Raw genomic sequence first — 23,550 nt, 5'->3', positions numbered from 1 at the left:
GACCTTTTTTTCTTCTCTAACTTTATTAGAATCTCATATTAAACTCTACTCCGTAGTCTTTACCCATAGAGGCCGAACCGTAGGCCATTAATGGGGCTATATCTGCGGACAAGGCCGTAGTGATTTCATCGCCAAGATTTCTAACAAAGAAACTTAGTCTGTTAGATTCCCATACAATGTCTAAGGAAACATCAGTCTTTCTAATACTTGAAACTCTACCAAGAGGGTTATTATCCGTAGAACTTTCTTGTTCATCTACGTAATAATGTTTTAAGTTAAAAGCAGCGTCGGCTGAGCCCATTGCCCATGAATAGGTTCCTCCTAAAGAGTAATTCAATTCGGGAGCAAATTTAGGAGTTAGGTAATCATTATTAGTTAGTACAAGATCACCATTAATATCTGCACCATCTAAGTCAGAAATAAAACCATCGTATTCTGCATCCAAAGTTCCTAAAGTTGCAAACCAAGTAAAATTAGCATTTACAATACCTCTTAATTCAATTTCCAGTCCGTTGTAATCTACATTTGCAATATTACCAATTACAGTTACAACTGTTTGAGTTGATGGATCTTGCTTAATCGCGCTATCTTGTTTGTCTTCAAATTCATTCATGAAATATGCAACGTTTAATTGAAGGGTGTTGTCCATCCATTCGCTTTTAAAACCTAGTTCAGTTGAATTCGCATACTCTGGTTCATAAGTGTTTGCAAAATCTACTGCATTTTGGTTTCTTCCAAAGAAGCCTCCACTATGAAAGCCTTGCGCGTGTGAAGCATAGTACATTAAGTCATCATGAGCTTGATGGGCCAGAACTACAGTAGGTGAAGTTTCAGTCCAGTCTAGTTTTAAGTTAAAAAGACCTGGGCCATCTGTTCCGGCACCTTGTATATTAGCAAATTCATCTACGTTCACTTTGCTAAGAGGGGTGAAATAAGCTTGTCCAGCCCAGAATTCTTTTTCCTCTTTAGTGTATCTAAGACCAGTGGTTAATGTTGTTTTATCAGATAGTTTCCAATCAATCGATCCAAATAGAGATTGAGCGTTCACTTCTTGATGTTGATATAGTTTTTGTAGAAATCCAGGTCCTAAGCCAGGTCCTTCTACATTAGGGTCACAACGTAGCGCTCCCAAAGCTCCAGCATTCTGACAAAGAAATAATGGAACAGAGCCATCTACCAGTCCTGGAACAAGATACTGCCATAAATGATAAGTATCCCACCACTGAGTGTACTCATTTTCCCATAAGTAAGCACCTACAACATAATCGACACTTTCATTTGAGCCTTCGAATCTAAATTCATGACTTAGCTGCTCAAATGTATTATTAGCTTTAATAGTGGTAAATGCTGCAGCTGTTCCATCAAGGTCCCAATTAGTCCAGTCTTCTTCATCTCTATAACCCATAACATAAACGAATCTTGTATCGTCATTCAGATCATGAGTGACAGTTAAAGTAACGGCATCAGTGTCATATTGACCAGGGTTGTTTTCTTCTGTGCTGTACTCCGTTTTAGGATTAGCAACATCAGTAGCACAAACTGGACTTCCTGGAGCAGTAATCATAGGACCAAACACTCCACACACAAGGTGATCAGTTGGGTTATTAAGGTTTGTAGCCGCTCCAACATCACTGGCATCGTCATAGGTTTCAATTGTTAAGTGAGCTTCTGTTGACTCACCTAGATCCATTAACAATGCTAGTCCAATATTTTCATAATCTTTTGCAGGTCCATCTTTATTAAGGAAAACATTCGTCATGTAACCATCAGATTCCATGCTGTTATAAAAGAACTTAGCTGATATCGTATCTGAGATGGCCGCATTCACGAAACCTTTTAATTCTTGTCTTCCAAATTCTCCGCCAGCTATTCTAAGTTCCCCTCCAAATTCACCAGTTGGCTTAGATCTAACTACATTGATTACTCCACCGACAGTATTTCTTCCAAAGAGCGTACCTTGAGGTCCTCTTAGAATTTCAACTCTTTCCACATCAAAGTTCTCAATTAATTGTCCTGAACTTGTACCAATAAAAACACCATCTAATGTTACTGCAACAGGTGAATCAAAAGATTTATCTGTTTCACTGTAAGCAATACCACGAATATTAATAGCAGATGCTCTTGATCTATTTGCAGACGCACCTATAGTTACATTGGGCGCGTATCCATTTAAATCAGTTAAATTTCTGATCTCACTTTGTTGAAGTTGTTCTGTAATTGATGTAATAGCAATCGGAACTGATTGCGCTGATTCTGCTCTTTTACGAGCTGTAACAGTTATTTCTTCTATAGTTATGCTTTCATCTTCTTCTGCCGAAAAGGTATTAAATGGCAAAAAAAGTACAGCCAGTGCGACTAAAGACAATCCATTAAAAATATGCTTGGATAATTTCATTTCTCCCCCAATTTGAGTTAATTTCATTAAAAAAAGCTCTCCTGTCTTTTTTTATACAACTAAGGATGTCTGAGTACTCAAATAAAGGCAAGTATTAATTTGTACCTTTTTTATATTAATAGGTACATATAAATGTTATGAATATATGTTATTAAAGAATATCTGATTCTGAGTAAATAATTCATAATGTAATAGTCAAATGAGGATAAATGTAATTAAGATTTTTTGGGGAATCTTGCTTATCTCTTTTACAGAGGTATTACTAGCGGAATTCTCATCAAGCAAAGATTCTACAAGTGTAGGATCTTCAGTTACTCTAACATGGACATCTAATGCAAGTAGTTGTTTTGGAGAAGATGATTGGACTGGAACCAAAGCTGGATCTGGAAGTGAATCTCTTGGTATAGCTAAAACAGGTTGGAATCTTTATACTCTTAACTTTGGCATGTCTTCTGAATACTTACTATATTTGGGGCAGTTAATAATTAAGAAGATACTATGAAACAATTTAATACACTTCTACCAGTTTTAATATTCGTAGGTGTTTGGATTTTTACCAAGGATATTATTTTAGCTACCGGAGCATTAATGATAGCTCTTACGTTGCAAGTAGGGCATGAAAAGTTAACCAGAGGAAGTGTTGATAAGAAATTACTCTTCACATGGTTATTGGTGGTGGTTCTAGGCGGAGCTACGCTAGTGTTAAGAGATCCTATTTTTATCCAGTGGAAGGTGAGCATTGTAAACTGGCTTTTTGCTTTGATTCTTTTAGGTTTTTCATATTTTAGAAACTCTTACCTAATGAAAGATTTTATAGAGGAGGCAATGCCAGGAATTCCAGACAGAGCTTGGAAAAATGCAACTAATTTAATGTCTCTTGGTTTTATTATCATTGGATTAGTTAATTTATATTTTGTTTTTTATACGTCTCTAGATACTTGGGTGTATTTTAAATTATTCGGCGTTTTTGGCATTTCATTTGTTTTCATAACTTTAACCATTGTCTACCTAAGTAAATTTATGTCAGAGGCCAAACTTAGTGAAGAAAACTAATAAAATTTCTGAGTTTATGATTTTTTATCTGTGTTGATGTTCTTTCCAAATTTAGATACTAAAGTCTAGAAATAGATTTTTATGCAAAATAACTCTGTACTTCTTGCTGATATTGGAGCAACAAATGCAAGGTTAGCATTTACATTGGAAGGCAAAAATTACCTAAGTCCCAAAGAATATAAGATTAAGGAATTTAGTAGCTTGCATGATTTATGTTCGAACTATATAAAAAATCTTCCTGAGAAAATTTCTATTACAAAGGCTGTAATTGGTGTAGCTGCTCCTGTAACTAAAGATTTAGTATCTTTTGTAAATATTGATTTTAACTTCAGTCAAAAGAAAATTAAAAAAGATTTATTTCCAGATGGGCTAGTTGTGTTGAATGATTTAGCCCTACAAGCTCATGCGTTAGAAGGGCTTCCTTCAGAAGGCATAATAAATATAGGTAGATTAGTGACCCCAGGAGAAGGGCCAAAGATTCTTGTTATACCAGGCACTGGTTTAGGACTAGCAGGGATTGTCAATGAGAATATTATTTCTTCAGAAGCAGGACATATAGAGATCCCGGGCACCTTAGATAATAAAAATATAAGAAAGATTATAGATATATTTAAGAAGAAAAACGATCAGATTCCTACCTTTGAAGATCTCTTGTCCGGAAGGGGAATAAACATAATTTATAATTATTTATCAGGAGGACAAGATTTTAATATGTTAGATAATAATATCTTTGCATCCAATGATAAGTATTCAAAGTTGACTAGTAACCTATTCGTTAATTTATTTGCTATTTATCTCAGAAATATGGCTTTGACATGGGGAGCTACGGGTGGAGTTTATATTTCTGGAAATATTGTAAATTCAATGATACAAAATCTAGACCAAGTTAAATTTAGAAGAATATTTGAAGAGAGTAAAACAATGGAAGAGATGTTAATTTCGACTCCTATTTACTTTATAAAGAATAAAGATCTTGGCTTTAGGGGGGGGTTAACTATTACAAGTAAAGACTCTACTATTTAGTTTGTTGACTTAACCAAGGAGTCATTCTTCCTCCTATATCGCTATTCACAAGTGTAGATGTTAACTTTATTGCTTTATTTAATAATTGAGTGTCTATTCCAGTTTCAAATCCTGATTGATGTAACATATGCACTAAGTCTTCAGTGGCTAAATTTCCAGAAGCCCCCGGAGCAAAAGGACACCCTCCCAAACCGCCAATTGAGCTATCAAATTTTTTAATCCCGCAGTTTAGGGCAGCCCATACATTTGTAAGTGCCATGGCTCGAGTATCATGAAAATGAGCTGAAATTTCGATGTTCTTGAAATTCTTAAGTGCTAAAGTAAATAGATTCTCAACATCTTTTGGATTAGCAGCCCCTATAGTATCAGCTAGAATTAACTCCTGTGCCCCTGCATTCAACATTTTTTCTGAAATGGAAAGTATGACATTTGGCTTTATTTTTCCTTCATACGGACATTCCCAGGCAGCTGAAACATAAGCTCTAGTCCTTATATTGTCTTCTTTTGCTGATGAAAGAATAGAGCAAGCACTTTTTATAGTTTCTTCCAAGCTCATGTTAATGTTCTTTTTATTAAAAGTGTCTGTCGAGGATGGAACTACAGCTATAGAAGATGCACCTGCTTCCTTTGCCAATTCATAACCTTTTAAGTTAGGAACTAGTACAGATATATCGCATTTATTTAAATTTTTGTGGTTTTTTAGTATTTCTGCGCCACCAGCCATTCTAGGCACAACTTTTGGATTAGCAAAGCTGGCTACTTCTATACCTGGAATATTTGCATCAGCTAGAAGTTGTATTAAATTCACTCTGTCATTTACTTCTACATGTTGATTTTGATTTTGGAGTCCATCTCTTGGACCAACTTCATTTATATAGATAAAATCTTTATTCATATATATATTAATCTATAATTAGTTTTTTTCTTAATCCACTTATCTCATCTGGATTTAGGTTTAACCATTCAGTTAGCACTTCATCTGTATGAGCTCCAAGTAATGGAGGAGGAGAAAAAGAATCTTCATGAGTGTCTGAAAGTTTAATAGGATTACCTGGTACTTCTGCTGAAGCTCCATTAGGGTGTTTTAATTCTACTACCATATTTCTATGTCTAATTTGTTCGTCTTTTAATGCTTGTTCAAAGTTATTCACCCTAGAGCATGGTATTTTATTTAGTTCTAATTTCTTTAGCCAATTTTCTGATATATCGGTCATTAGTTTTTTTTGCAATAGATCTTCAATTAGTTCTTTGTCGGCTTGCCGAGATGGGGCAAATTCATATTTAGGTATTCGAAGTTCTTCTATATTAAAAACATCTAATACCCCTGGCCAAAATTGATCTCCAGCTGCGGCTATTACTATAGGAAAGTCCTTTGTAGAAAAAGTGTTATAAGGAACATGAACAAAGTGAGCATTTCCTATTGGTTCAGGGACAAGTCCTGAAACAAGATGCATAGTAGCCATATAGTTCAACATAGATATTTGACAATCAAGCATAGAAATATCTACATGTTGGCCTTTATTAGTAGTATTCCTGGCTAGAAGAGCTGCTTGTATTCCCATGACCGCAAACATGCCTCCAGATAAATCACCCACAGGCAAACCCGCTCTCATGGGCTCATCTTTTGATTGACCAGTGATTGACATTCCTCCTCCTAGAGCTTGAGCTATTTGATCAAAAGCAGGTCTCTTAAAATTTGGACCGGTTTCTCCAAAACCAGTTACGGTACATGTAATAATCTTTGGATTTATTTCTTTTAAGTGATCAAAGCTAATTTTAAGTTTTTTAGTAACCCCAGGACTAAAATTACTAAGCACAACATCTGCATTTTGAACTAAATTATAAAATAAATTAAGGCCATCCTCTTTTTTTAAGTCAATACAAACACTCCTTTTATTTCTATTTAATGTAAAGAAATAAGTACTCATTCCATCTATTGAGTAGTCTGGATCATTTTCAAGAAGTCTTCTAGTATTCTCTCCTGTCTTCGGAGGCTCTACTTTGACTACATCACAACCCATGTCTGCTAAGATCATGCCAGCATAGGGGCCAGAAAGCATATGAGTAAGATCAATTAATTTGATTGATTCAAGTGGTTTTTTCATTAATCCTAATTTTAAAGATTTTAAAAGTATACGGGTTAGTTCTTAAAAAGGGGCGTATTGTATCATGTTGAATATGAGTATAGAATTACCTCCAGTCTAACTTTAAACTTTGGGGAAAAATTCATGAGAAGTCATAATTTATTTACGCTGATTATGTTGTCAGCTTCTTTTTTATTTGGTTCTTTTTTTATAAACGCGGAACCTTCTCTCGAAGAGGTGGTAGTAACTGCCAGAAAGACGGATGAGAATTTAAGAGATGTTCCAATTGCTATTTCTGCATTTACTACATCAGAGATTCAAGATGCTGGAATTGAGAGACCGGAAGATTTTATAGCATTAACTCCTAATGTTGTTATGGCAAACACTGTTAATGTTGGAGACACTTTAGTAACAATTAGAGGTTTGACTTCAACTCGTGATGCCGAATCTAATTTTGCTTTCGTTGTTGATGGAGTTTTGCAAACAAACCCAAATGGCTTTAATAGAGAACTACTTGATATTGCTCAAATTGAAGTTCTAAAAGGTCCCCAGGGAGCATTATATGGAAGAAATGCTACTTCAGGTGCTATTATTATTACAACCCGACAACCTACAGAAGAATCCGAAAGTTCAGTTGTCTTTGGTGCTGGAAATAATTCTTCTAATAAGATGCAAGGAGTTTTTTCAGGTAAGCTTTCAGATAATGTCTTTGGTAGGTTAACAGTAAGCTCTAGAGAAACCGATGGAGAATTAGTAAATGATTTCACTAATACAAATAACGTAGACTTTTTTGAAGATACAACAGTGAGAGGCCGTTTATTGATCGATAATGATGATAGTACATGGGATTTAAGAGTTGGAAGCAGTCAAGCTGAAGGTGGCACAATAAATTTTAATGCTGTATTTGCTTTACCTGCTTTTCAAGGGTTTGGAACTCCTGGCGCTGAAAAATTCTTTTTAGATGTTAATGATCAAGAATTTAAATATATGTTCAATGTTCCACCTGTGAATGAGCAAGAAACTTTTGATGTCTCCCTAAAATTTGATCAGGATCTTGCAAACGGCAATACTTTAACATTTATAGCGGCTTATAATGATTTAGAAGAACACTTAATGTCTGACGGAACAAGTGGGGCTTTTGGGGCTTATTTCGGTGTCCCAAGTTGTGCAGCTTCTATCACGCCAACTACAAGTGGTTTAATTAATTCGCATCCACCAGGATTTTCTTTTGCAGCACCCGGTACAGCTCCTTCTGCAGCAGATACAGTTTTTGGACCTTATTTACCAGTTACATGTGATGGATATCAATATCAGGAAAGAAATCAAAGTGACATAAGCTTAGAATTGAGATTAACCAGTCCGCAAGATCAAGACTTGAGATGGATTGTAGGAGGTTATGTTTCAGAAATTGAAAGAGAGGTTGTAGTAGCTTATGGAGCTGATCTGGGGCGTGGTTTTGAATTAAAACCTTATGTTCCACCAACTGGAAAAAATCCTACAGATTTGTTATTCCATGACGAATTTAATACAGATGTTATTTCTCTATTTGGTCAGCTAAGTTATGATATTTCGGATAGAACAGAAATTTCATTTGAAGCTCGTTACGATCAAGAAGATCGTGATGTAGAAAATAAAGTACCCGCTGTAGCTCAGGCATTGAGTTATGGAGGAGGTCAACCAATCAATCCTGGAATGGCATCAGTTGGTGATTCTATTCCTTCAAGGTCAGAAGATTTCAGTCAATTTCAACCTAAATTAACTTTAACTCATCAGGCAAGTGATGAAACTAGCTTATATGCCTCCTATGGAGTTGGTTTTAGATCGGGTGGTTTTAATTCTTTAGGGAGTGCAGCAACTACTGGGTTTTGGTTTAATACTGGAAATCCTTTTGGGTTAGGTAATGTTGGAGCTAATATCAAAGTTAAAGATGACTTTGAGAAAGAAGTTTCAAAAGCTTTAGAAATAGGTTTTAAAGGAAGCTATCTAGATGGTCGTTTAGCTCTAAACGGAGCAGCTTTTCAAACTAAGATTGACGATAATCAATTTTTTGAATTCTTTGCAGGTCCTTTTGGATTATTAAGAGTTGTGACCACAATTGAAGAGCTTGAAATAAGTGGCTATGAATTAGATTTTAAATTTGCAGCTACAGATCAGATTAGAATAGATGGAGGCTTTGGAGTAACAGATGGAGAAATACAACGAAATACTCATAGACCTTATACAGTAGGGAATGAAGCTCCTTTAGCTCCAGAATATACAATGAACTTAGGATTGCAGTTTGAGCAATCTATTAGTGACGGTTTAGAACTAGTTTTAAGATTAGATTACATGAAAATAGGAGAAACTTGGTTCCATACTGTTCAAGATAGTCAACAGCCTTCTGTTTGGACTGCCTTACTAGGATTCCCAGTTGCTTCAGACATGAGCAGGACTGTTAGAGATCCTTATGAATTATTAGATCTTAGGGCAACTTTAAGGGGAGACCATTGGTCATCAACTTTATGGGCTAGAAATCTAACAGATGAAGATTATTTAGCTGAAGTAATAGCTGCGCCAGAATTTGGCGGATCTTTTATCCATGAAGCTCCAAAAGGAACTTATGGAATAGATTTTCGCTATGATTTCTAATTAAGTTTAGATTACTCATGATGAATTAGATGGGTAATATATTAAAATTATTATTGGAAAGTATATATGTCATATAGACTTGGTGTTGATGTTGGAGGCACTTTTACAGATTTTCTTCTCATTAATGAAGTAGATGGTTCTACCCACACTGCAAAGGTTTTATCAACTCCTGAAGATTCTTCAATTGGAGTTTTGCAAGGCGTTTCTAGAATATGTGAAGATTCTGGAGTGGACCCAAGAGAAATAGAGCTAGTAATGCATGGGACGACGGTCGCTACAAATGCAGTACTAACTGGAAAAGGGGCAAAAGTAGGTCTCGTAACTACTGAAGGGTATGAAAGTGTTCTACAGGTAGCTAGGTCTTTTTGTCCAGGTGGCTTGGGTGGATGGACACATTTTATAAAGAAACCTTTACTCGCACCTTTGGAATTGACAATTGGAGCTTCAGGAAGAATTGATGCTGAAGGCAATGAAATATCACCTATAAATATCGAACAGGTAAAAAAAGATTTAAAGATCCTTTTTGAAAAAGATCAAGTAGAAGCCTTAACAATATCGCTCATAAATTCGTATATAAATCCTGAGCATGAAAAAAAGGTTGAAGAGATAGCTAAAGGTATTTTTAAAAATATCCCTATTTCTATTTCAAGTGAAGTTATTCCAGAAATGCAAGAATATGAAAGGGCAGAAACAACAGTATTAAATTCATATGTAAGACCCGAGGTTTCTAGTTATGTAAATAACCTTCAAAAAAACCTTAACTTTAAAATGGGATCTGATGTTCAGTTATCTATATTAAGATCTGATGGAGGTTTAGCTTCTAGTAGGTCAACTGGCGATTCCCCCGTGAACCATTTAATGTCTGGACCAGCAGGCGGGGTTGCTGGCGCCATACATTTTTGTGACAAAGCGGGCTATAAAGATATCCTGACATTTGATATGGGTGGTACTTCTACAGATGTAGCTCTAATACAAAATTCTAGAGCAAGAGTTAGAAGGGAAACTCTTGTAGGGGATGTTAGAGTCAGAGCTCCTTCTGTAGATGTTAGAACTGTAGGAGCGGGAGGAGGTTCAATTGCTTTTGTGCCAGAATTGACAAAGGCTTTGAGGGTAGGACCAGAGTCAGCTGGAGCAGATCCGGGTCCTGCTGCTTATATGAAAGGAGGGGAAGAGCCAACAGTTTGTGACGCTAATATTGTTTTGGGTTTTCTGCCAAGCGAAGTACAGTTAGGTGGTGCTATGTCTATAGATAAGACCTCAGCAGAGGTGGCTGTTCAAAAAATAGCTGACGGTCTTGGAATAAGCCTTATGGATGCAGCAGAAGGTATTATAAAAATAGTTAATGAGTCTATGTTTGGAGCTTTGAGACTTGTTTCTGTTGAACAGGGCTATGATCCTAGAGATTTTGCTTTAATTGGTTTTGGTGGAGCAGGCCCTTTGCACGCTAATGCTCTAGGCATACTATCAGATTCTTTTCCTGTAATTATTCCTCCAGGACCTGGTGTTCTATGCGCTTATGGTGATGCAACAACTCAGATACAAGATGAGGCAACTAGAACGTATCTAACAATGGCTTCCGATGTTTCTTCTAATCAATTCATAATAGATTTAAAACAACTTAAAGATAAAGCTTCGCAGTCTTTAATAAAAGATGGAATTCAAGAAGTAAATCTTGAAGTTACCTATCAAGCTGATCTTAGATATTCGGGCCAAGCATTTCAAATTACTCGAGAATTTACTGAAAAAGATATTAAAAAATCTGGTATAAAATTTATAACTAACCAATTTGATGATGAGCATGAACAATTATTTACCTTTAAACTAGGAGATGACCATGAAATTTTAATGATTCGAGCTATTGTGAAAGCTAAAGTAACTTCTATCCAAGAACAAAAACTAGGAAAATCTGGACTCTCTTTAGAGGAATGTAAGATAAAAGAAACAAAAATATATTATGAAGGAGATTGGTATAAAGCAGATATATATAAAAGGGAAATGTTGAATGACTCTCATGTAATAGATGGACCAGCCATTATCAGTGAAATGGATTCAACAACTGTTGTACTTCCCGAATACAAGGCTCAGATTGATCTTATTGGTAACCTTCTAATCAATAAAGCAGAATAATTACTAAAATAAAATGCCAGCTAAAATAATTGAAACAAATAAAAGCAAACTCAAAACCGTTGATGTGGACGGCGTAACTGTAGATATTATTGAAAATGCCCTTAGAAATGCTCGTGAAGAGATGGATGCAATAGTAAGAAGAACTGCACTATCTCCAGGGATAAGAGAACAGGGAGACTGTTTTCCTATGATTGCTAATAGAGCAGGGAAAATGGTCGTGGGACAATTTGGATCTTTTATTTATGGTTTTACTGAAGCTTATGATGAAGAAATAGAAGAAGGAGACATTATTCTTACAAATGATCCATATATGTGTAATGCTGCAGTTTCTCATTTACCTGACTGGTTAGTTTTAGCTCCTGTTTTTAGGAAGGGTAGGCACATAGCTTGGTCTGCAATGTTTGGCCACATGTCTGATAATGGCGGTATGGTTCCTGGTTCTATACCAACTGAAGCCACAAATATATATCAAGAAGGAATAAGAATTCCCCCAACAAAGTTATATAAAAAGGGGGTTTTACAAAGTGATATTTTAGAGCTAATTTTACACAATGTAAGAACATCTCAATGGAACCGTTTTGATTTAAATGCCCTAGTTGCATCTTGTAATACAGCAGCAAAGAGGTGTAATGAAATAGCTGATAGGTTTGGTGATGATATTTTTCATTCCACTATGGATATTATGCTAGATAGGAATTTTACTGCCATGAAGCATATTATTTCTATGTTTATTCCTGAAGAGCCGAGAGTCTTTACAGACTATATTTGTGATGATGGTATGGGTATGGGGCCATATAAAATTCAATGTAAAATGTGGAGAGAAGAAGATAAAGCAATCTTTGATTTTGAGGGAACAGATCCTCAAGCACAGAGTTCTATCAACTTTTATCTAAATGAAGAGATGTTTAAAATGTTTTTTGGCTCCTTCACTATTAATGTCGTAGATCCCCAAATAGTATTTAATGACGGATTCTATGATTTAGTTGATGTTAAGATTCCTCAAGGAAGTCTATTAAAACCAAATTTTCCTGCAGCCCTGTCTGGAAGAACTCATGCATTAGGAAGAATTTTTGATGTAATGGGGGCCCTTTTAGGAATGGGCGCACCTGACCAGATGCTTAATGCAGCAGGATTTTCTGATTCACCACATTTATTCTTCTCTGGCTATGATAAAAATGGAAATTGGTTTCAGTTGTTTCAGATTGGATTCGGTGGCGTGCCTGGCCGTCCTATTGGAGATGGACCAGATGGACATTCTTTATGGCCAGCCTTCACAAATGTCCCAAATGAATTTGTAGAGGCTTATTTTCCTTTAAGGATAGAAAAGTATCAAACAATACCAGATTCTGGTGGCGCTGGTCTTTATAGAGGTGGAAATGGACTGAATGTAGCTTACAGATTTCTGTGTGATGGAGAAATAGGTATCCATGATGACCGATGGCTTACTTATCCATGGGGAGTGAATGGAGGTGAACCTGGCCAGAGGTCCACTAAATTATTGGAAAGAAGGGATGGTACCCAACAAGTTTTACCTGCGAAATGTGAAGGAATAGAAGTTAAAGAAGGAGATTTATTACATTTTAATACCTGGGGAGGAGGTGGATGGGGAGATCCTCTATTACGAGACACTGTATTAGTCCTTCAAGATATAGAAAAGAGACTTGTATCTTCGGAGGGCGCTATCAGATATGGAGTTGTTCTCACTCACGAAGGTTCTTTAGATGAAGAGGCAACTATTTCCCTGCGTGAAGAGTTAAGGTTAGAAAGAGGTAAAGAATTACCAATGTTTAATTTTGGTGGAGACATAGAAGACATAAGATCAAGGTGCCTAAGTGAAACTAAATTAGAACCACCTGTGACCCCTACTTTTATAGAATCCTAGAATTATTAATTTATGGATCTGCCGGTCAAGAATCTAGGAATAGGACTAACGCCTGCTCTTATTGTTGTGGATATGTCGCTCGCTTTTACAGACCCTTCAAGTCCCTTAGGCTTTGAATGCAACGATACAATTTCAGTGAACAAGAAAATTATTGGATCTTTTAGAAAAAAAGGACTACCTATATTCTATATAACTACTGTTTATAGAGAGGATAAAGAAGCTCATATCTTTAGAAAGAGGTTGCCTGATTTAGATATTTTAGTACCTGATTCAGAATGGATTAAAATTCATCCAGAACTATCTCCTCTGACATCTGAAACCATAATAGAAAAAAAGTTTGCAAGTGGTTTTTTTGAAACAAACTTATATAAGGATCTTCTTGAACAAGAAGTTGATTCAATCGTTGTAACAGGTTTAACCACTAGTGGATGTGTGCGAGCAACAGCAGTTGATGGCCTACAACATAATTTATCAGTGATAGTAGTTGAGGATGCTGTCAATGATAGAAATATTTCAGCGCATATCGGTAATTTAAAAGATTTAGATTTAAAATATGCTGACGTATTAAATTACGATAAGACAATGAGCTTAATTACTTAATATTCTCTAAGTAGAGATAAAAAGAAGTCTTAAAGGTTATTATTAACAGATAGTTAAGATCTTAAAAATATTCAATTTTTATTTTAATTATTTAGAAGGAGTTCAATTATTTAGCACTACTTATTCCTTTCTCTGGTAAAAATATTTATCCCCTTCGGTGGTTACAAAAGTACTCATTTATGATCAAGAAAAATGAAGATTATTTACGTAAAAAAGATTTTCTAAAAAAAAATTAAAATCAGATATAATTCTCTCACGACAAAGATAGGCGGGAATAGCTCAGCTGGTAGAGCGTAACGTTGCCAACGTTAAGGTCGCCGGTTCGAACCCGGTTTCCCGCTCCATTTCTTTAAATTTTTAATTTGGGAGAAAAGATGACCGAAAGAATTCAATGTGGTGAATTACAAGTAGCTAAAGAATTAGATACATTATTAAGAGAGGAAATTACACCAGGTATAGACATTGACCCAGGTTCTTTTTGGTCTTCGTTTGAATCCATATTAAATAGATTTTCAGATCAAAATAAGATTCTTTTAAATAAAAGAGAAGAGCTTCAGTCTCAGATAGATCAGTGGCATATCAAAAGAAGGGATGATCCCTTTAAACTTGGTGAATATAAAGACTTTTTAAAAGAGATTAATTACCTTGTAGAGGAGGGGGATGATTTTGAAATAACTACATCTAATGTTGATCAAGAAATTAAAGGAATTGCAGGACCGCAATTAGTAGTCCCAGTAATGAATGCAAGATTCTCTTTGAATGCAGCAAATGCTAGGTGGGGAAGTTTATATGATGCATTGTATGGAACGGATGTTATATCAGAAGAGGATGGATCTCAAAGAGGAGGAGCTTATAATAAAAAAAGAGGTGATAAAGTCATTGAATTCTCTAAGAATTTTTTAGATTCTTCTTTTCCTTTAAAAAGTGGATCTTACCAAGATGTCACCTCTTTTAGCCTGAATCAAGGAGCTCTTGAAATTTCTTTACTCGACCAATCAAAAGTCTCTTTAGTTGACGGTAATCAGTTTATAGGATTTAAGGGTGCAGCAGAAAATCCAGAGGGTATATTATTAAAAAATAATAATCTACATATAGAGATTCAAATTGATCAAGAAGACTCGATAGGTAAGGATGACATAGCTCACATAAAAGATATTCTTGTTGAATCAGCTGTTACAACAATACAAGACTGTGAAGATTCAGTAGCAGCTGTTGATGCTGAAGACAAAGTAGTAGTTTATAGAAATTGGCTAGGGCTGATGAAAGGTAATTTGAAAGAGACTTTTACGAAAGATAATTCAGAACTAACAAGAAGCCTAAACAAAGATAGACTTTATTTTGACGGCTCTGGTAAGGAATTTTCTTTGCCAGGGAGAAGTCTGATGCTAGTTAGAAATGTTGGACACCTGATGACAAATCCGGCAATTCTAGATAAAAATAATCAAGAAGTGCCAGAAGGAATACTAGATGCTATGTTTACAATATGTATTGCTATGCATGATCTCAAGGGAGATAGTGGTTTTATCAATTCAAAAACAGGAAGTGTTTATATAGTAAAACCAAAAATGCATGGTCCAGAAGAAGTTCAATTTACATGCGAACTTTTTAGTGCCATAGAAGAGTCTTTGGGTCTAAAACCATTAACTGTAAAAATTGGTATTATGGATGAAGAGAGAAGGACTACTGTAAATCTTAAGGAATGTATAAGAGTAGCAAAAGAAAGGGTAATTTTTATCAATACTGGTTTCTTAGATAGGACAGGAGATGAAATTCACACTAGTATGGAGGCAGGGCCTATGATACCTAAGGCTTTAATGAAGCAGCAGCCTTGGATTTTAGCTTATGAAGACTGGAATGTAGATACTGGCTTACAATCTGGCTTTAAGAATAAAGCTCAAATAGGTAAGGGGATGTGGGCTATGCCAGATGAAATGCTTGCTATGTATGAAACGAAAACTATGCATCCAATGGCCGGAGCAAATTGTGCTTGGGTTCCATCTCCAACAGCTGCAACTTTACACGCTTTGCACTACCATAAAATATCAGTTAGTAGCCAACAAGATAAGTTGGCTAAGAGAGAAAAAGCAAAGCTAGATGATATATTAACTATCCCCATTATTGAAAATAAAAACTCTTTGACAGGCGAGCAGATCCAATTGGAGCTTGATAATAACTCGCAAGGAATATTAGGTTATGCAGTTAGATGGATTGATAGCGGAGTTGGCTGTTCTAAAGTTCCAGATATTAATAATATTGGCTTAATGGAAGATAGAGCGACATGCAGAATCTCTAGTCAGCATATAGCGAATTGGTTGTATCATGATTTATGTACTAAAGACCAAGTCATTGAGAGTATGAAAAGAATGGCGTTAGTTGTTGATGAGCAAAATTCTGGAGATTCTTCTTATACAAATATGGCACCTGGTTATAATGGTATAGCATTTTTAGCTGCATGCGATTTAGCCTTGGAAGGAAGAAATCAACCAAGTGGATATACTGAACCGATTCTTCATTCAAGTAGATTAAAATTTAAATCCTAACTTAGAGGAATTAATATTCATAATAAACTTCTTTTGCCTACTAAAACTTGTCAAAATTGTCTCAAAAGTTTTAGTTGGCGAAAGAAATGGAAGAGAGATTGGGAAAGTATAAAATTTTGTAGTTTAAGATGTAAGAAATCTAATAATAAAGAAAGAATATGAATAAATCATTAATGGATAACCTGGTTTTACTTTTTTTTGGTTTTCAGTACTTAGGTTTCGGTTTAATGGGCTTGTTAAATCCTGTATATGCAGCAAGTCTTGTTTCTTTTACTCTTAATGAGTTAGTTTCATATAGTGAGATAAGAGCTAATTATTCTTTTTTTATTGCTCTTGGTATTTTATCTTTTTTCTCTATTTATAATCAAAAATTACTCAAGATTACCTATTCTATTCTCATCTTAGTTTGCGGTAGTTATGCTTTTGGAAGAGTCGTTAGTTTTTTTATGGATGGTTATCCAAGTAAGTTAATTGTAATTATAGTATCTGTAGAATTAATTGGATTCTTATTAGCGTTTTGGAGATTAAGATCTTTAATTAAATAAAGTATATAAATATGACAGATTCACTTATAGGTTATGCAACATTAGGAACTAATGATAAATCGAAAGCTATAGAGTTCTATGATCCTATAATGAAGAAATTGGGTGCAGAGCAATTCTTCTCTAATGATCAAATGAATTGCTGGGCGTTGAATAAAACGTACTTATTCGCTGTCACAAATCCTTACGATGGTTCTTCTGCGACAGTAGGGAACGGTACCATGATAGGATTACCTGTTAGTTCAGCAGATAAAGTTGATGAACTATATGTTCTAGCTTTGTCATTAGGAGGTGTAGATGAGGGGCCTCCAGGTCCAAGAGGTGGAGGCTTTTATGGAGCCTATTTTAGAGACTTAGACGGCAATAAATTAGTATTTTACCATTTAGACTAAACATTAGTTAGATCTTGAAAGATTTCTTGTTTCCAATTCTTCTCTCATTTCTATATGTTTAGCTTCGGTTATTGGATAATTCCAGATTATTGCCATAGCTATAAAATAGAACACTGAAGGTATTGTTGAAAATAATAATCTTAATCCAAAGAGCTGATCTGGATCATTGTATCCATTAGGGCTAGCATCAAATCCTACCCAGGCTAATGAGGTAAGGGCAATCCAAGTACCCAAAGAGCCAGTCATTTTTAAAGTAAAAGACCAGGTAGAAAAGAAAATTGCTGATCTATTTTCACCGCTCTTGAGTGTATCTAAATCAATGACATCAGCTTTCATTGAGTTTGGTAAAGAGTAAAAGGAACCAGCTGAAAAACCTGTAATAACAGTTATAGGAAGCATCCACCAAAAGTCACCTTCACCTAATAGTAAATAAAAAGGGTGTGCTAATGCAATTAGTGAGAGTCCAAATACATATGATCGATGCTTTCCTATGTGAGTGGATAGCCAGACCCAGAAAGGAACAGCTGCAATGCTACTTAAATAAAATACCGTCAGCATATAAATTGCCATATCTTCGGCATCTAATACATAGGTTATAAAAAAAAGATATAAAGGTGTAGTAATAGATGCAGCAATTCCTCCTATCATGAAAGCAATAATCAATCTTTGAAAAGGTTTATTTTCTGCCATTAATTTCATTCCTTTAATAGGAGAAATAGATGATCTGACATAGCTCTTACTTTCAGGTACAAAACTTATTGTGAGTATCGCACAGATAGGCATTAAAATTACCATAGCTGTTCCTACAAGGTTTAGTACATTTCCACTTCCTCCTATACCCCAGATAAACAGAGCAAAAGAAGGTATTAGTTGAGCACTTAAGCTACCTAAAGCACCTGCCATTGCTCTCCAGCCAGTTATTTTTGTTCTTTCATTATAATCAGGAGAGAGTTCTGAACCCCATGCATAATAGGGAATAATTATCATTGTTGTTGCTAATGATAGGAGCATCATCCAAGTAAATAAGTGCAATGCACCTGCATCATCTGGTGGCAAGAAAAGCATATAAATACTCAGCATCATCAAGGGCGTAGCAAGGGCAATCCAAGGTTTTCTTCTACCCCACCTGGTCACCGTTTTATCATTTAAAAATCCGCAGAGGGGGTCTGTAAAGACATCAAATATTCTTACACCTAAAATAATATTAGCGACAATAACTAATGATAATCCTAGGTCCCCAGTGTAATACTTGGGTATGAATACAACTACCGGAAAGAGAGCTATATTTATAGGAAACTCCATCAATGAGTAGTAGAAAAGTATAGATTTTTTTAACTTCAATGTTATCACTCCTTTTACAGGTTACCTTGAAAAACAATTTAAATCATTAAATAATGAATTAGAATATCGTTTATTATGCCTAGTAAACACAATAAGCACCTAAGTAAATGGTTGGGTTTAGCAGAAGAAGAGGTATTTCTTCCTGAAATCTCTATTATAGATCCGCACCATCATTTATGGCCATCTAATACAGAGGCTAAGTCAGAAGATCTATATAATAGATACTTGTTAGAAGATCTTTGGGATGATACTCAAGCAGGCCATCGAATTGTCAAAACAGTTTTTGTAGAATGCGGACAAGGTTACTATAAAGATGGACCAGCAGAGATGATGCCTGTAGGCGAAACAGAATTTGTAGTTTCGGTAGCTAAAGATGCATGTCTGGATCAAAATAAATCCCAGATATGCGGTATTGTTAGTTATGCTGATATGATGTTAGGAAGTTCAGTCAAAGAAGTTTTAGAAGCACATCAAGAAAAAGGGAAGGGTTTATTTAAAGGAATTCGTCATGCAGCTGGTTGGGATAAAAGTGATAAAATAAGAAATTCTCATACCAATCCTATAGAGCATATTTATTTAAATGATAAATTTCAAAAAGGGATTGAAGAATTATCATCCCTAAATTTAACTTTTGATGCATGGCATTATCATAACCAGATACAAGAATTAATAATTCTGGCAAATAATTTTCCTGATTTAATAATTATCCATGATCATTTTGGGGGCCCTTTAGGAATAGGTCCTTATTCAAATAAGAAAGAAGTAATCTTTCATAAATGGAAAGATGATATTTCTGAATTATCATTATGTAGGAATGTTTTCATGAAGTTAGGCGGCTTGGCTATGCCTATTAATGGTTGGGACTGGCATAAAAGAGATATACCTATTTCTTCAGATGAAGTGGTTAAATTGCATAGCCCCTATTATTTGCACGCAATAAATGAATTTGGCCCTGATAGATGCATGTTTGAAAGTAATTTTCCAGTTGATAAACAATCTATGTCTTATTTAGTTCTCTGGAATAGTTTTAAAAAGATGACTCAGATATTCTCTGATCTCGAGGTACGTGACTTATTCTTTGAGACTGCAAAAAAAGTTTATTCTTTATAACTTATTTACAGTCCCATTTGCTTTACAGTCAAGTCACGCATAATTTCTTTAGATCCTCCTCCTATAGCCATAACCTTAACCTCCCTATATATGCGTTCAATAGGATTTCCTCTCAAGTATCCTGCACCTCCTAAGATTTGCATGGCTTCACTTGCAATCGATTCTAAACACTCTGAACAAAAGAATTTTATCTTACTTATTTCAGCTACTGGTTTTTCGCCATCATTTATTAGTTGAGCTACTTGATTAAGGTATGCATCCATGGCATCTATCTTTGCAGACATATCAGCAAGCTTATGTCTAATAACCTGATGTTCAATTAAAGCTTTACCAAATGTATTTCTTTCTTTAGCGTAACTTACGCATTCTTCAAAACAACGTTGAGACATGCCTAGCATTTGAGCTCCCATCATATAACGCTCGTAATTAAAGTTATCCATAATGGCATAAAAACCTTTGTTTTTTTCACCCATCAGATTTGATTCAGGAATTTTGCACTCATCAAAATATAAAACTGCGGTGTCAGATGTCCACCAACCCATTTTCTTATCAATAGGAGTTCTTTTAAAACCAGGAGTTCCCGCATCTACGAAGAAAAGAGATATTCCACCTAGTCCTTCTCCTCCAGTTCTAGCTCCAACGACAAAAAATGAAGCCTGTATTCCGCCCGTAATAAACATTTTTTGACCATTCAGAATCCATTCTCCCCCTTCTTTTCGGGCTGTTGTTTTTATTCTTGCTACGTCTGACCCTCCTCCAGGTTCTGTTATCCCTAGGGCTCCACCTTTCCTTCCTGATAAAAGTTCAGGCAGAGATCGAGACTTAATTTCTTCATTGGCCAACTCCACAAGAGGCTTGAGCATTATGCTTCTAGAACCTATGCTGGCAAACAAGCCTCCAGCACTTGAGCGTCCCATTTCAAAAGATGAAGCTTTACGCATAAACTGGTCATCAAAGCCAAGTCCACCATACTGTTCTTCAATACCAAAACCAAAAACACCAAGTGCACAAACCTTTTCATTTATTTCGTGTGGATAAGATCCTTGTTCGTCCCATTTATCAACGTTTGGCCAAATTTCAGTTTCCATAAATCTGGCAACCATCTCTTGGAAAGACTTTCGTTCTTCGTTATAGAATGGGTTTTTCATTTTTAGTTCAACAGTTTTGGAAGTTCGTGATCAGACGCATACTTTTTAGTTATCTTTTTTTATCAGTATTTGATCGAATCCTTGGAGCTTTGCAACTTCTTCTCTTACTAGTTCAGGAGATCCTAAAAGCTGTCTATTTAACCCAATGCGCTTAAACCAATAATGCAATCCCATTTCATCAGTAAATCCCATACCTCCATGGACTTCAATAGAAGTTTTAGATACTTGTTGTCCTACTTCTGCTACATGGGCTTTTAGATGACAAGCCATTTCTCTTGCTTCTTCTTCGATGTTGTCTTGACAATGTGCTGCATGCCAAACCATAGAATGACAAGGCTCTAACTCTGCAGTCATTTCAGCGCACATATGTTTCACCGCTTGGAAAGATCCAATAGCTCTACCAAATTGTTTCCTTTCTAAAGAGTAAGCTACAGATTTATCAAGCATTATCTGAGAAGCTCCAACCGTATCAGCAGAAAGCATTAGTCTACCTGTATCAACCATTTTATTTGTAGTACTAAGATCCTTTTCAGAACCAGGTAATAATTCAGCATTTACATCTTTTAGAATAAGCTCAATAGAATCTCTGGTTTTATCAACTGTTGTAAGGTTAGTAACTTCGATACCTTTTGTATTTGCGTCAACTAAAAAAAGCTGACCAGATTTATTAGCCAGTATGTATGCATCTGCATTTTTTCCGTCTATAACAAAAAGTGATCTTCCTGAAATCTTACCTTCAGAGAAATTAACACCTGCATCTTCTCTTGCACCTACATACTCTGATAATCCTATGCCAATAACAGCATCTCCTCCAGCAATTTTAGGCAACCAATTATCTTTTTGATCATCTTTTCCTGCTAAGGATAATGCAAGTGGAGCCATAACATACGCACCTATGAAAGGACTAGGTGCCGTCCCAGCTCCTAGAGCCCCAGAAACAACGGCTGCAAAGAGAGTGTCTAACTCGAGCCCACCATATAGTTCAGGTACCATTAATCCGCTAATGCCTAAGTCCACCAATCCTTGATGAATAGTTTTTGCCTTTTCCGCGTCCCCATCTACTATAGCTTTGATTGTTTCCAGAGGGGCGCTAGCTTCTAAGTATTTTGTAATGCTTTCTTCTAAGCTTTTTTGTTCTTCTGATAATCCAAAATACATACTATGCTCCTTGCACTTTTGGTTCTTTAGGCATTCCTAAGCCACGTTCACTTATAATATTCTTCTGAATCTGACTTGTTCCTCCGCCTATGATTAAACCAAGGAAATACATATATGACATTTGCCAAGCTCCCTTATCTCTAAGATGGGGGCTATCTTCATAAAGTGTGCCAATTTCTCCCATTGCATCAATAGCTAGACCTTCTAGATCATGTCTAAGCTCAGTACCTTGAAGTTTTGTTATGAATCTAGCCATACTTGTATCCTGGCCTTTATTAATTTGACTGGACAATATCCTTAATGAATTAGATTGTTGAGCAACAATCCTACCTTGAATTTTTAAAAGTCTGTCTCTAAAGACTGGTTTATCTATTATTCTTTCTCCGTCAACTGTTTCACCTTTCATTAAATTGACTAAAGAATTGAATCTGTTCATTGTGGCGTTAGGATCTGCCAAAGAACCTCTTTCATGTCCTAGAGTTGCATTTGCAACTTTCCAACCTTCTCCTCTTTTACCAATTATATTAGCTGCAGGGATGCGCACATCTGTGAGGAACAATTCATTAAAGTCAGAGTCACCAGTCATCTGCTTAATTGGCCTTCTGTCTATGCCAGGAGTGTCCATTGGCATCAGAAGGTAACTAATGCCCTGATGTTTAGGTGCATCAGGTTCAGTTCTAACAAGAATAAAACACATTTGTGAAAGATGAGCCGTGCTAGTCCATATTTTTTGCCCGTTTATAACCCATTCAGAACCATCAAGCTCTCCTTTAGTCTGGAGGCTGGCTAAATCACTTCCAGAATTTGGCTCTGAATAGCCTTGGCACCAAATCATGTCTCCCCTTAGGGTAGGGCGAACATAGGCTTGTTTTTGTTCTTCTGTCCCAAGTTCCAATATAGTTGGAACTAGCATTTGAATTCCTTGGCCGCCCATAGGTTTTGGGATGGGTGATTTAGCAAACTCTTCTGCAATAATTCTGAGCTTGATGATATCCATATCACCTCCATACCCTCCATATTCTTTAGGTATGGATCTGGCAAAATAGCCGTTATCAATTAATTTTTGTTGCCAAGCAACTCTACTTTCGCTTCTTACCGGCCCTACAATTTTTACATTTTCATTATCTTTGATAAAAGATGTAACTTCATTTCTGAAATCGTCGTATTCCGGCCCGTATTCTAAATCCATGCTTTTGTCCTTATCTGGGTAATATAAACGTCGTTATATTACCAAAAAAAAAGACTTTTCAGTATGATTAAAGAATTTTACTTAAATGCTTAACCCTAGAGATAGAGCAATAAATATGGAGACAATAGAACCTGTAATAGCTAAGTAAATAGAAGTAATCAGTCTATCTATCCACTCCCCGCTTTGAGTTGTATTTTTAAGTTCTAATTCTAATCTCCATGCCATTGGCATACCAGAAGGTTTATTATTTTTTAGTACATCGTTCATACTGTATATTTATACAGTAGTTTATTATTTAAATCAATAATTTATTTATCAGTCTGTAAAACATAATTTTT

General features: G+C 35.7%; 20 protein-coding genes and 1 tRNA gene. 13 read left to right on the top strand and 8 right to left on the bottom strand.

All coding sequences use genetic code 11. The features are described from left to right. Positions 1–25: 25 nt before the first annotated feature. Positions 26–2,422: a TonB-dependent receptor gene (locus tag P8J93_07370; protein ID MDG2061617.1), complete on the bottom strand. Its 2,397-nt coding sequence runs from the start codon at positions 2,420–2,422 to the stop codon at positions 26–28. Between the two features lie 172 nt (positions 2,423–2,594). Between P8J93_07370 and P8J93_07365 the strand changes: the two genes are divergently transcribed. The 3 genes from P8J93_07365 to P8J93_07355 all read left to right on the top strand — a co-directional run bounded on the left by P8J93_07365 (position 2,595) and on the right by P8J93_07355 (position 4,471). Next, positions 2,595–2,897 (top strand): hypothetical protein, encoded by a 303-nt coding sequence (locus P8J93_07365; GenBank protein MDG2061616.1) that lies wholly within the window; start codon positions 2,595–2,597, stop codon positions 2,895–2,897. Beyond that, complete coding sequence (locus P8J93_07360) at positions 2,894–3,448, top strand: septation protein IspZ (protein ID MDG2061615.1); 555 nt, start codon at positions 2,894–2,896, stop codon at positions 3,446–3,448. Before P8J93_07365 ends, P8J93_07360 begins: the two co-directional genes overlap by 4 nt. Before the next feature lie 81 nt (positions 3,449–3,529). Then, positions 3,530–4,471 carry a glucokinase gene (locus P8J93_07355; GenBank protein MDG2061614.1) on the top strand — a complete coding sequence of 314 codons (942 nt, stop codon included), beginning with the start codon at positions 3,530–3,532 and terminating at the stop codon, positions 4,469–4,471. On the opposite strand, the gene P8J93_07350 is transcribed toward P8J93_07355, so the two are convergent. Both P8J93_07350 and P8J93_07345 read right to left on the bottom strand, forming a co-directional pair. Further along, positions 4,464–5,366 (bottom strand): hydroxymethylglutaryl-CoA lyase, encoded by a 903-nt coding sequence (locus tag P8J93_07350; GenBank protein ID MDG2061613.1) that lies wholly within the window; start codon positions 5,364–5,366, stop codon positions 4,464–4,466. The genes P8J93_07355 and P8J93_07350 overlap by 8 nt on opposite strands. 7 nt (positions 5,367–5,373) lie before the next feature. After that, positions 5,374–6,576 (bottom strand): CoA transferase, encoded by a 1,203-nt coding sequence (locus P8J93_07345; protein MDG2061612.1) that lies wholly within the window; start codon positions 6,574–6,576, stop codon positions 5,374–5,376. A gap of 123 nt (positions 6,577–6,699) precedes the next feature. On the opposite strand from P8J93_07345, the gene P8J93_07340 reads away from it, so the two are divergent. From P8J93_07340 to P8J93_07300, 9 genes are all read left to right on the top strand, one after another. Beyond that, positions 6,700–9,183 (top strand): TonB-dependent receptor, encoded by a 2,484-nt coding sequence (locus P8J93_07340; protein MDG2061611.1) that lies wholly within the window; start codon positions 6,700–6,702, stop codon positions 9,181–9,183. 66 nt (positions 9,184–9,249) lie between these two features. Next, complete coding sequence (locus tag P8J93_07335; protein MDG2061610.1) at positions 9,250–11,310, top strand: hydantoinase/oxoprolinase family protein; 2,061 nt, start codon at positions 9,250–9,252, stop codon at positions 11,308–11,310. A gap of 13 nt (positions 11,311–11,323) precedes the next feature. Further along, positions 11,324–13,192: a hydantoinase B/oxoprolinase family protein gene (locus P8J93_07330; protein MDG2061609.1), complete on the top strand. Its 1,869-nt coding sequence runs from the start codon at positions 11,324–11,326 to the stop codon at positions 13,190–13,192. A 12-nt stretch (positions 13,193–13,204) separates the two neighbouring features. Then, a complete protein-coding gene (locus P8J93_07325; protein MDG2061608.1) occupies positions 13,205–13,792 on the top strand; it encodes an isochorismatase family protein in 588 nt (195 codons plus the stop codon). Between the two features lie 268 nt (positions 13,793–14,060). Further along, positions 14,061–14,136, top strand: a tRNA-Gly gene (locus tag P8J93_07320). A 30-nt stretch (positions 14,137–14,166) separates the two neighbouring features. Next, on the top strand, positions 14,167–16,332 hold the full coding sequence (locus tag P8J93_07315) for a malate synthase G (protein MDG2061607.1): 2,166 nt from the start codon (positions 14,167–14,169) through the stop codon (positions 16,330–16,332). A 15-nt stretch (positions 16,333–16,347) separates the two neighbouring features. Continuing rightward, positions 16,348–16,494: a DUF2256 domain-containing protein gene (locus P8J93_07310; protein MDG2061606.1), complete on the top strand. Its 147-nt coding sequence runs from the start codon at positions 16,348–16,350 to the stop codon at positions 16,492–16,494. Continuing rightward, positions 16,491–16,877, top strand: a complete 387-nt coding sequence (locus tag P8J93_07305; GenBank protein ID MDG2061605.1) for a DUF4345 domain-containing protein — start codon at positions 16,491–16,493, stop codon at positions 16,875–16,877. The genes P8J93_07310 and P8J93_07305 overlap by 4 nt, the downstream gene beginning before the upstream one ends. Before the next feature lie 11 nt (positions 16,878–16,888). After that, positions 16,889–17,266, top strand: a complete 378-nt coding sequence (locus P8J93_07300; protein ID MDG2061604.1) for a VOC family protein — start codon at positions 16,889–16,891, stop codon at positions 17,264–17,266. A gap of 3 nt (positions 17,267–17,269) precedes the next feature. Here the strand turns inward: P8J93_07300 and P8J93_07295 are convergent, their stop codons facing one another. Further along, the gene (locus P8J93_07295; GenBank protein ID MDG2061603.1) at positions 17,270–18,607 is read right to left on the bottom strand and encodes an MFS transporter; all 1,338 of its coding nucleotides are present in this window, start codon (positions 18,605–18,607) and stop codon (positions 17,270–17,272) included. A gap of 75 nt (positions 18,608–18,682) precedes the next feature. On the opposite strand from P8J93_07295, the gene P8J93_07290 reads away from it, so the two are divergent. Beyond that, positions 18,683–19,717, top strand: a complete 1,035-nt coding sequence (locus P8J93_07290; GenBank protein MDG2061602.1) for an amidohydrolase family protein — start codon at positions 18,683–18,685, stop codon at positions 19,715–19,717. Positions 19,718–19,722: 5 nt separating this feature from the next. On the opposite strand, the gene P8J93_07285 is transcribed toward P8J93_07290, so the two are convergent. The 4 genes from P8J93_07285 to P8J93_07270 form a co-directional block, all read right to left on the bottom strand. Next, positions 19,723–20,865: an acyl-CoA dehydrogenase family protein gene (locus P8J93_07285; protein ID MDG2061601.1), complete on the bottom strand. Its 1,143-nt coding sequence runs from the start codon at positions 20,863–20,865 to the stop codon at positions 19,723–19,725. 45 nt (positions 20,866–20,910) lie between these two features. Then, on the bottom strand, positions 20,911–22,023 hold the full coding sequence (locus P8J93_07280; GenBank protein ID MDG2061600.1) for an acyl-CoA/acyl-ACP dehydrogenase: 1,113 nt from the start codon (positions 22,021–22,023) through the stop codon (positions 20,911–20,913). Between the two features lies 1 nt (position 22,024). Continuing rightward, positions 22,025–23,212, bottom strand: coding sequence for an acyl-CoA dehydrogenase family protein (locus tag P8J93_07275; protein MDG2061599.1), 1,188 nt, complete (start codon positions 23,210–23,212; stop codon positions 22,025–22,027). 81 nt (positions 23,213–23,293) lie between these two features. After that, complete coding sequence (locus tag P8J93_07270; protein MDG2061598.1) at positions 23,294–23,479, bottom strand: hypothetical protein; 186 nt, start codon at positions 23,477–23,479, stop codon at positions 23,294–23,296. Positions 23,480–23,550: the final 71 nt, after the last annotated feature.

The organism is SAR86 cluster bacterium (assembly GCA_029268615.1).
Classification (GTDB): domain Bacteria; phylum Pseudomonadota; class Gammaproteobacteria; order Magnimaribacterales; family Magnimaribacteraceae; genus JAQWNM01.
Note: the sequence above shows the minus strand (reverse complement) of the source record. Positions and strands in the feature narration are given on the sequence as shown.

What these genes read in the sequence shown, in the direction of transcription:
- P8J93_07370 (MDG2061617.1), bottom strand. Translation starts at nt 2,422, where the DNA reads ATGAAATTAACTCAAATTGGGGGAGAAATGAAATTATCCAAGCATATT.
- P8J93_07365 (MDG2061616.1), top strand. Translation starts at nt 2,595, where the DNA reads ATGAGGATAAATGTAATTAAGATTTTTTGGGGAATCTTGCTTATCTCT.
- P8J93_07360 (MDG2061615.1), top strand. Translation starts at nt 2,894, where the DNA reads ATGAAACAATTTAATACACTTCTACCAGTTTTAATATTCGTAGGTGTT.
- P8J93_07355 (MDG2061614.1), top strand. Translation starts at nt 3,530, where the DNA reads ATGCAAAATAACTCTGTACTTCTTGCTGATATTGGAGCAACAAATGCA.
- P8J93_07350 (MDG2061613.1), bottom strand. Translation starts at nt 5,366, where the DNA reads ATGAATAAAGATTTTATCTATATAAATGAAGTTGGTCCAAGAGATGGA.
- P8J93_07345 (MDG2061612.1), bottom strand. Translation starts at nt 6,576, where the DNA reads ATGAAAAAACCACTTGAATCAATCAAATTAATTGATCTTACTCATATG.
- P8J93_07340 (MDG2061611.1), top strand. Translation starts at nt 6,700, where the DNA reads ATGAGAAGTCATAATTTATTTACGCTGATTATGTTGTCAGCTTCTTTT.
- P8J93_07335 (MDG2061610.1), top strand. Translation starts at nt 9,250, where the DNA reads ATGTCATATAGACTTGGTGTTGATGTTGGAGGCACTTTTACAGATTTT.
- P8J93_07330 (MDG2061609.1), top strand. Translation starts at nt 11,324, where the DNA reads ATGCCAGCTAAAATAATTGAAACAAATAAAAGCAAACTCAAAACCGTT.
- P8J93_07325 (MDG2061608.1), top strand. Translation starts at nt 13,205, where the DNA reads ATGGATCTGCCGGTCAAGAATCTAGGAATAGGACTAACGCCTGCTCTT.
- P8J93_07315 (MDG2061607.1), top strand. Translation starts at nt 14,167, where the DNA reads ATGACCGAAAGAATTCAATGTGGTGAATTACAAGTAGCTAAAGAATTA.
- P8J93_07305 (MDG2061605.1), top strand. Translation starts at nt 16,491, where the DNA reads ATGAATAAATCATTAATGGATAACCTGGTTTTACTTTTTTTTGGTTTT.
- P8J93_07300 (MDG2061604.1), top strand. Translation starts at nt 16,889, where the DNA reads ATGACAGATTCACTTATAGGTTATGCAACATTAGGAACTAATGATAAA.
- P8J93_07290 (MDG2061602.1), top strand. Translation starts at nt 18,683, where the DNA reads ATGCCTAGTAAACACAATAAGCACCTAAGTAAATGGTTGGGTTTAGCA.
- P8J93_07285 (MDG2061601.1), bottom strand. Translation starts at nt 20,865, where the DNA reads ATGAAAAACCCATTCTATAACGAAGAACGAAAGTCTTTCCAAGAGATG.
- P8J93_07280 (MDG2061600.1), bottom strand. Translation starts at nt 22,023, where the DNA reads ATGTATTTTGGATTATCAGAAGAACAAAAAAGCTTAGAAGAAAGCATT.
- P8J93_07275 (MDG2061599.1), bottom strand. Translation starts at nt 23,212, where the DNA reads ATGGATTTAGAATACGGGCCGGAATACGACGATTTCAGAAATGAAGTT.
- P8J93_07270 (MDG2061598.1), bottom strand. Translation starts at nt 23,479, where the DNA reads ATGAACGATGTACTAAAAAATAATAAACCTTCTGGTATGCCAATGGCA.